The organism is Vibrio splendidus (genome assembly GCF_003345295.1).
GTDB lineage: Bacteria > Pseudomonadota > Gammaproteobacteria > Enterobacterales > Vibrionaceae > Vibrio > Vibrio splendidus_K.
Genome location: NZ_CP031055.1, coordinates 1,281,713 through 1,290,430, shown reverse-complemented (window position 1 = coordinate 1,290,430; position 8,718 = coordinate 1,281,713). Strand labels below are relative to the sequence as shown.

Below are 8,718 nucleotides of genomic sequence, written 5' to 3'. Positions count from 1 at the left end.
GCCTTACAAGACCTTGTTTGAAAGCACGTTTCGGAATCGATTGGAGTAGGTAACAATGAATAGTGGCTACCTAGCTGAAGAGCGTCGGCACTAAAATAGATAAATGGCACACTACTAACACCTCATTTATCCAACAACTTCAATCCTATAAAAATACCAATAACAATACTCAATGTAGCGACAAGACCAGCAGCTGATAGCGCAGGTAATGCGACTAGTAACTGTGAATCGTTTCCGCCACCGGCCATAACAGCTCCCAATCCCATTAATGTTCCTGAAAAGAAATGCTTAGTTAGCTGAATCAATGACACAAATTCAAACCTAAATGATTTCGTTACAAAAGCCGCTATGGCCATGCCAAGCACAAGAAAAAAGAATAAGTAGAACCTTTCAGATCTTGGCCAAGCAGCTCCATTCCCATTCCATACAGATAGCCCGACAGATTTTAACAACCCACTGGGAGTCCAATGAGGTTCATAAATAAATACTAGCCCTGCCATGACACCGATCCCCAGCATAGACAACCAAAGCTTACGAGTTTTAGTATCACTTTTTGAAGCAACAACAAGTAGTACTACTGATAAACAAATTAGTATCATTATGTGCAAAACAGGGGAGATTAAATATGCCTTCCCTGCTCTATCAGTAAAGAGATCAACGAATAATAGCCATGACACCAGCCAACCTAGAATTGTTGCTACCATCATGATCTGACCTCTGGCAAAACGACTAATGGTAGATACACCGCACCCACCATTGAATGCCGCTCCTAAACCAAAAGTAAACCCTCCAAGAGCCGTCAATATCGTGGGAAAGTTACTATTCAAGCGAATAGGTTGGTCCAGAAAATATGCGATAGCTATTGCTAACCAAACAGACGACCCGCTTAAAAGAATTGAGACCAAAAACACTGGTTTTCCGCTTGTCGCTTCTTTCACTCCTCGCACCATACAAAGCCCGGTAGTTTGGGCTAGAAAACCAATAACCGTGATGAAGAAAAGTGATAGAAGCAACATAGTTGTGCCTTAGGGGGTATTGAAAAGACATTACTAAACACTATAGTTAAGAATCTTCAATTCTTGGAAGAATTCGCCATGAACTCACAACTCATCAACAGACATGTCTAAAATGCACACAGCATCTATTCGGTAATTTAAACTAATAAACATTAAAAAGAGCAACTAACATGGATGTGAATCAATTCTCTAAATTAGTGGCTGAGGTTAACATAGGCAAACAACTGCCCAATGCGATTTACCTTCATAAAGATGCATTCAGTGCGCTACCTACTGCACTGATACAGTTCATTCCTGCCGTAGCAAAAGCTGTTAACTTAGATGAAGAAGACTGGAACCTCGTTAAGCTGTTTAAAAAAGAGTTCCGTTTATCTCTTCTCCACTACCCTAATTTTTATACTGATTCCTATCCCGCATTAGAACAAAGCCTCAATGTCGACCTCTCTAAACTAAGCCACAAAATTACAGGTTATCGCGACTCTGAAAACCCACCGATCTTACATAGAAAAGAGACCATGGTTTTACCAACAAGTGAATATTACGAACATTTCGTTTCACTCACACAAGAAGGCGAGAATGCAGGTCTGTACAAAAACAGCCGTTTGATTGGTTTTAAACGTTCTTGGGAAAACCTAATAGCACGCAATGGTTACGAGCTTGTCGATGGTCGACTATTCCGATGCTCCTCTGTAACAACGCAAGAAGAAACTGGGATTGATAGGTACAGAACGGCCATCGTGCGTCATGAACTCTCCGCACCAATGAAGACTCTCGTTAAACATGGCTACTTAAAAGGCGAACACTCAATTTTCGATTATGGCTGTGGCCGCGGAGACGATTTAAGAGAGCTCGAAGCACATGGCCTCGACGCTCTGGGTTGGGATCCGAACTTTCAACCCGACAACGACAAATCCAGTTCTGATATCGTAAACATAGGGTTTGTTCTTAACGTAATAGAAGACCAAGATGACAGACTCGAAGCCCTACTAGACGCATGGGAGCTAGCAGACAAGTTTATGGTGGTTTCTGTCATGCTGGCTAACGAAAACTATATTGCTCAGTTCAAACCTTATAAAGATGGGGTCATCACCTCTCGTAACACCTTCCAAAAATACTATGCGCAATCAGAAATCAAAGCGTACATAGAGAGAAGCCTACAAGAAGACGCAATTACCGTCGCGCCTGGTATTTTTTATATCTTCAAAGACAAATTGGAAGAGCAACTGTACCTGCAAAGTAAATACAAACGCCACCACAAATGGCAGCAACTGACGTCACCAGAGCCTATTGAAGCCAAAGACAAAGCCAAACTGCTTATTACTCAACATCAAGGCTTGTTTAATAACTTTTGGAATACCTGTTTAGAGCTAGGGCGTATTCCTGCAAATGATGAATTTGAACAATCTGACAAAATTCTTGAGTTAATAGGCTCACACAGAAAAATCTTCAACTTACTACAAGAGATGTTTGATACCAAAGAATTTGAACAAGCAGAAAAGAGCCGAAAAGAAGATCTTCTCCTCTACTTTGCTATGGGACTGTTTGAGAAAAGAAAACCCTATACGCAGCAACCAGAGCCCCTAAAGCGCGACATCAAAGCCTTGTTTGATGATTACAAAACCGCAATCAACCTGGCTGCGGAATTACTGTTTGCGATTGCCGACACCGACTTAATTCATCAGCAATGCGAGAAAGCACACGGCCAACTACCAGCAAGCCTGCTAAACGAAGGGCACTCACTGATCCTACATCGAGACCTTATCGATGATTTACCACTACTGCTACGAGTATACGTAGGTTCAGGATTGCAAATGTATGGTGAACTGGATGAAGAAATAGACCTCATAAAGATTCACATCACATCAGGAAAACTCACCCTAGCCGCTTATGATGGCTTTGAAAAGTCGGTGCCCTTTTTAACTGAGCGTATAAAAATCAAGATGGCTGAGCAAGACATCGACTTCTTCGATTACGTAAATGAACAGCGTAGGCCGCCACTACTCAACAAACACTTATACATGCAAACTGACGATAAGAAGTATAAAAAACAGAAAAGTTTTGACCAGCGTTTAGCGTTGCTAATGGATTATGATTCTAATGAAGAAGCGCAAATGAACAGAGCGGAGTTTGAAGCGCTGCTAGGTAAACACAAGAAGCACATTAAAGGCTTCAATCTGGTAACGAAGAAACCTTCATAAAAATTAGGTAAAACATGGAAATCTCAATTACATCGCTGTAAAATACAACGCTAATTTTGGCATACTCATGTTATTTATCGCACAAAACGAGCCATAACATAACAAACTCAAACTTTAGTTTGTCAAAAAATAACATACCGACTAATATGTATGTCATATTGAAATGACATACATAGAGGCTAATATGCTAAATCAGGATTCAGGCTACTGTTACTCTTTCCCTGCCGTCAGAGGTATTCAAGCAGGACGCCCTTTCTATATTGCGACTTGCCCTCTTAGGATTATCCCTAAAATTTTCAGCTACAACGAAGATGACGTTCCACCAGAGCTGAGAGCTCAAAGAACCCTAAATAAAACTCGCATTCCTGAGATGGTCAAATACTTGTTAGACAATCCCAAAGAATACGTTTTCTCCGCTTTGACCGCATCGGTAGGTGTTGATATATCGTTCGATGATCATGATGGAGCACCAAATCTAGGAACACTTAAGATCCCTATGGATGCTCAAATTTTGATTAATGATGGGCAACACCGACGCAAAGCAATTGAAGAAGCACTTAGAGAAAACCCTGATTTAGGCCAAGACAATATCCCTGTTTTGTTTTTCATTGATGAAGGTTTGGGCCGCAGCCAACAAATGTTCGCGGACTTAAATAAATATGCGGTTAAACCAAGCCCATCGTTGGGCACGTTGTACGATCATCGTGATGAAAGTTCAGAACTAGCAAGAGAATTGGCAAAAAATATAAAGCCATTTGTTGGTCTAACCGAAATGGAAAAATCCAACATCAGTCCTAAATCGAATAAGCTTTTTACCTTAAGCAGCATTAAGCAATCTACTAGAGCACTTTTAAGCAAAGGACCAAAAGACGGCTTTACCGAAGAAGAAAAAAAATTAGCTGCGGAATTTTGGGAAGAAGTGACACGGTACATCAAAGATTGGCAACTAGTTATCGATAAAGAAATTTCACCAGCACAACTTCGTCAAGAGTACTTGCATGCACACGGTGTTGGTTTACATGCCATTGGCGTATTAGGAAAACACCTTCTGTGCCAAGAGCCTAAAGATTGGAAAAAGAAATTACAAAAACTAGCTGACGTAGACTGGCTAAAGACCAATCCTGAATGGATAAAACGCAGTATGAACCATGGCAAACTGAGTAAGTCGACAATGAATATTCAGCTAACTGCCAACGCACTAAAAATTGAACTTGGGTTACCACTAACCCCAGAAGAAAAAGCTCTAGAGAAGCAGTTATCATGATACACGAGCTACAACTGGCGGAAGATCTCGCCGAAGAATATCAAGAATTTATCAACACTGAAGATTTCGCAAACAATAAACTCAGTCACTATATTGCTGACGTACAACGTGTTTATTGTGCAGATAAAAGACCGTGGGTGATTGGTTACAGCGGAGGTAAAGACTCATCTGCAATAATGACCTTGATCTATATGGCACTACTTGGCCTTAAAGAGGAAGAACGCTCAAAACCTGTTTTTGTTGTGACCTCCGATACGCTTGTCGAAACCCCTGTGGTTGTTAATCATATTAACAATTCTTTAGACGCTATTAGCAAAGGGGCCAAGCGAGACAACCTGCCGATCACTTGTCACAAAGTTGTCCCTGAAGATTCTCAAACCTTTTGGTCTAGTCTATTAGGCAAAGGTTACCCTGCACCCACACGTTCTTTCCGATGGTGTACAGAGCGAATGAAAATAAACCCTGTCAGTGATTTCATCAAATCTAAAGTATCTCAGTTTGATGAAGTTATTGTGGTTTTAGGTTCGCGTAGTGATGAAAGTGCTTCTCGTGCTCAAGTAATTGCAAAGCATAAAATTGACGGCTCTCGTCTGGCTCGCCATACAACTCTTTCCAATGCGTTTATCTTTACACCCATCGATACCTGGGGTGTTGATGACGTGTGGAAAATTTTAAGGCTCTGCCATCTAACAACCGAAAAAACACCTTATGGCATCAAAAACATCTGGAGCAATCGGTACGATCTTGAGTGGGAAAACCCTTGGGGAGGGAAAAACTTAGTTCTTTGGAATCTTTATAAAGACTCTTCAGGCCAGGGGGAATGCCCAATGGTTATTGACGAAACCACCCCATCTTGTGGTAATTCTCGTTTTGGATGCTGGACATGTACCGTGGTAACTAAAGACCGCGCTATGGAAAGTTTGATTCAAAACGGTGAATCTTGGATGTCACCTTTATTAGAATTCAGGGATATGCTCGCTGAAACGGGGATTCCAAAAAATAAGGATGAATACCGAAACTTTAAGCGTCGTACAGGGAAAGTGACAAACCAAGCATCATACAAAGGTAACGAGCTAAAAACTCTTGAGGATGTAAAAAGTAGCATTACTCTTGGCGAAGGCCAACACCTTGAAATTTCTGATGATGGAACCCAAGTTCGACTGTATCAAGACGGTCACTTACTTGAACACTACTCCTATCAGTTAGTTAAAAGCACCCCTGCTCACCCGAACCCTACAGAACTTGCTTGGCATTTAATTCGATTTATTCCCGGCCCTTACTGGCTAAAATATCGTCGCCAGTGGTTGCGTGAATTGTTGGAGCTCGATAAGAAATACAAATCTGAAGGTCGTGAAATTGAACTTATAACGGTTCCAGAGTTACATGCCATTCGCCAAGAGTGGATCCACGATCCAAACGAGCCTGACTGGGATGACTCCCTACCGACTATTTTCAATGAGGTTTACGGATACGATCTTGATTGGGTTTATGACGACAATGCAAGTTTTGGTAAAGATGATGCCTTAATTATCAACGAGCTCAGTGAAGATTTCGATATTGCACCTGAAATGATAATGAAGCTAATTGAGCTTGAAGTCTCGATGGAAGGTCTAAGTCGACGTAGCGGAATCAACAATAAGATTGCTTCACTACTGAAACAAGACTGGGGAAGCCTTGAAGAGATCAAACAAAAGCATGCCTCACTACAAAGCAAGGCAGAGTTTGATATTCACCAGCAAGAAATTGACCGTTACAATCAACAATTGATTGATATCGATAAGCAGCTACTAAAAGAGTTTTAATTAAAGTCATGCTGATTACTAAATTAACGTTAAACAACTTCAGAGTATTTCGTGGATACCACGAAATAGATTTACGTCCGGCACCTGCTCGTCTTAGTTTAAACGGCGCTATTGAAGGCACCGAACGCCCGATCATTTTATTCGGTGGCTTAAACGGTGCAGGTAAAACATCAATTCTTACTGCCGTTCGTTTGGCTCTTTTTGGTCGTCAATCGTTTGGCCAATTGATGTCGAATAGCGAGTATGTTGAAGCTTTAGGTGATTTGATCCATAAGGGTGTTGGGCACGGTGGTGTTCAAGACAATGCATCTATTGAACTTGAATTTAAATACAGCCAAAACGGTGAAGAAAACACATACAAAGTGATTCGTGGTTGGAAAAAAGACAAGAAGGACAATTTGTGCCTCGAAAAAGATGGCGTTCCCATTCCCGAGCTCAATTACGAACAATGCCAAGGTTTCTTAAACGAATTAATCCCAACTGGCATCGCTGATCTTTTCTTCTTTGATGGTGAAAAAATCGCTGATTTGGCTGAAGATGAATCAGGGAAGGTTTTAAAGACTGCAGTTCGTCGCCTACTAGGGCTAGATGTTATTGGGAAGCTTAAGAGTGATTTAGGTATTTACCTAAAGAAACAAGGCTCCTCGACGCTTACTCAATCAATCCGCGAAGAAATGGATTCGCTCGATACCAAGCGTATAGAACATGAGCGTAATTCAGAAAAACTACGTGGAGAAGCGGATATTATTGACGCTCAAATAGAGCTCACATCAAATGACATTCTCAACTTAGAGAACAAACTTTCACAAAGTGGTGGCGCATGGGCAAAAACTCGTGAAGCCGAAACACTAAAAGTTGATGAGTTATTAAAAGAGAAAGTTGAGTTAGAAAAACAGATCCGTATGGAAATGGAAACTAGCTTACCGTTTTCACTTGCTCCAAATACAATATTTTCATTACTTAAGAAGATCAAGCAAGAACAGAGCATCAAGCAAAAACAAAACTTTGGCCAAGAGTTAGATTCATTCCTTGAGACACTACGAGCTAAGCTATCCTTCAACTTAAGTAGTTCAGCTCCAGCAGCAATGGAAGCCATCACTGATAGTCTTGCGGACCACTTAGGTGATGTTTCACAGCAAGATCTATTACTTGATATATCAGACCGTCAATCGGCGACTATAGACTACCAAGTAAACCAGCAATCTTCGGACTCATTCAACCGATTTAACGAAGCTAGAACTCGCTTAAAATTAGTTGAAGATGAAATCGATAATGCGTCTAACAATATTGCACGCGCACCAGAACAAGAGCAGGTCCAAGGCTTATTTTCTGATGTACGAGAGCTTGATAAGAAGAAAGAAAAACTGATTATCAAGTATCATGACTTGTTAGAAAAAGCGAAACGTGAACTTCGCTTAGCACTTGAAACAGCTAAACAAATTCAAAAACTTCATGACAAAAATAAAGATCAGGCTAATAAAGATAGCAGTGTCGCTAATGCCCAAAATGCAATGCTACTTCTAGAAAAGTTTTCAGAGCAATTAACTAAAGCTCGCGTAAAACAACTTGAATCCGAATTTGTGGCTTCATATAAAAATCTTGCACGAAAAGAAGATTTAAAAATTTCAGCAACGATTAATCCAGTAACATTCGATGTAGAGTTAATCGACGAGCACGGTATTAAGATCAATCGCAAAGCGATGTCAGCAGGTGAAAAGCAAATTTACGCGATTTCAATCCTTGAAGCGCTAGGCAAAACATCAGGTCGCAAATTGCCAATTATTATCGATACTCCACTCGGGCGTTTGGATTCGCACCACAGAGATAAGCTAGTAGAAAACTACTTCCCTATAGCAAGTCATCAAGTGGTTATATTGTCGACGGATACCGAGATTGATAAGAATTATACCAGCATGATTCAAGATGATATCGCGCGCACTTACGAAATCTGCTTTGATGGTGCAACCAAGTCTTCATCACTGAAACAAGGTTACTTCTGGAAAGAGCCAACTAAGGAGGCTGTATAATGCTACCTAATCGCATGAACTTGACTCGCACTACGGAAGAACAATTGAAGAAGCTAAAAGGCTATACAGGGATTACTCCAAACGTATCCGCGCGTATTGCTTTTTTTCGCTCTGTAGAGAGTGATTTTAGGTACAACCTCATCGAAGCGAAACTCGATGGCTCATTAGTATTGGATAAGTTTACATGGCTAGGTGAAACCAGTGATGTGACTGAGCTAGTTTTAAAGATGTACTACCCTGAACTGGATACAAAGCAATACCAACAAGCTTGGGCTGCTCATGTTGAAGATGGGATTGCGTCACTGAGAAATCATAAATCTATAGAAGTGCTTGCAAGTAAACTATAGCCAGATACCAAAATTCAAACAATGGTAAATATGACCATTGTTTGAATCCTAACCTAAAAATGGA

The 8,718-nt window shown here is 40.7% G+C and carries 6 protein-coding genes; 5 read left to right on the top strand and 1 reads right to left on the bottom strand.

Annotation, left to right across the window (positions count from 1 at the left end):
* Positions 1-122: 122 nt before the first annotated feature.
* Positions 123-1,016, bottom strand: a complete 894-nt coding sequence (locus DUN60_RS05745; protein ID WP_114633440.1) for a YeeE/YedE thiosulfate transporter family protein — start codon at positions 1,014-1,016, stop codon at positions 123-125.
* A gap of 170 nt (positions 1,017-1,186) precedes the next feature.
* Here DUN60_RS05745 and DUN60_RS05740 point away from each other — a divergent pair, with 170 nt between their 5' ends.
* The 5 genes from DUN60_RS05740 to dndE all read left to right on the top strand — a co-directional run bounded on the left by DUN60_RS05740 (position 1,187) and on the right by dndE (position 8,654).
* Complete coding sequence (locus DUN60_RS05740; protein ID WP_114633439.1) at positions 1,187-3,214, top strand: DNA phosphorothioation-associated putative methyltransferase; 2,028 nt, start codon at positions 1,187-1,189, stop codon at positions 3,212-3,214.
* Between the two features lie 184 nt (positions 3,215-3,398).
* Entirely contained in the window at positions 3,399-4,478 is a 1,080-nt protein-coding gene (gene dndB / locus DUN60_RS05735) for a DNA sulfur modification protein DndB (RefSeq protein ID WP_017104390.1), read from the top strand.
* Positions 4,475-6,280 carry a DNA phosphorothioation system sulfurtransferase DndC gene (locus tag DUN60_RS05730; RefSeq protein ID WP_017104391.1) on the top strand — a complete coding sequence of 602 codons (1,806 nt, stop codon included), beginning with the start codon at positions 4,475-4,477 and terminating at the stop codon, positions 6,278-6,280. Before dndB ends, DUN60_RS05730 begins: the two co-directional genes overlap by 4 nt.
* An 8-nt stretch (positions 6,281-6,288) precedes the next feature.
* A complete protein-coding gene (gene dndD, locus DUN60_RS05725; protein ID WP_114633438.1) occupies positions 6,289-8,307 on the top strand; it encodes a DNA sulfur modification protein DndD in 2,019 nt (672 codons plus the stop codon).
* Positions 8,307-8,654 (top strand): DNA sulfur modification protein DndE, encoded by a 348-nt coding sequence (gene dndE / locus DUN60_RS05720; RefSeq protein WP_114633437.1) that lies wholly within the window; start codon positions 8,307-8,309, stop codon positions 8,652-8,654. The genes dndD and dndE overlap by 1 nt, the downstream gene beginning before the upstream one ends.
* Positions 8,655-8,718: the final 64 nt, after the last annotated feature.

Excerpts from the sequence above, each read along its gene's own strand:
- DUN60_RS05745 (WP_114633440.1), bottom strand. The coding sequence starts at position 1,016 with ATGTTGCTTCTATCACTTTTCTTCATCACGGTTATTGGTTTTCTAGCC.
- DUN60_RS05740 (WP_114633439.1), top strand. The coding sequence starts at position 1,187 with ATGGATGTGAATCAATTCTCTAAATTAGTGGCTGAGGTTAACATAGGC.
- dndB (WP_017104390.1), top strand. The coding sequence starts at position 3,399 with ATGCTAAATCAGGATTCAGGCTACTGTTACTCTTTCCCTGCCGTCAGA.
- DUN60_RS05730 (WP_017104391.1), top strand. The coding sequence starts at position 4,475 with ATGATACACGAGCTACAACTGGCGGAAGATCTCGCCGAAGAATATCAA.
- dndD (WP_114633438.1), top strand. The coding sequence starts at position 6,289 with ATGCTGATTACTAAATTAACGTTAAACAACTTCAGAGTATTTCGTGGA.
- dndE (WP_114633437.1), top strand. The coding sequence starts at position 8,307 with ATGCTACCTAATCGCATGAACTTGACTCGCACTACGGAAGAACAATTG.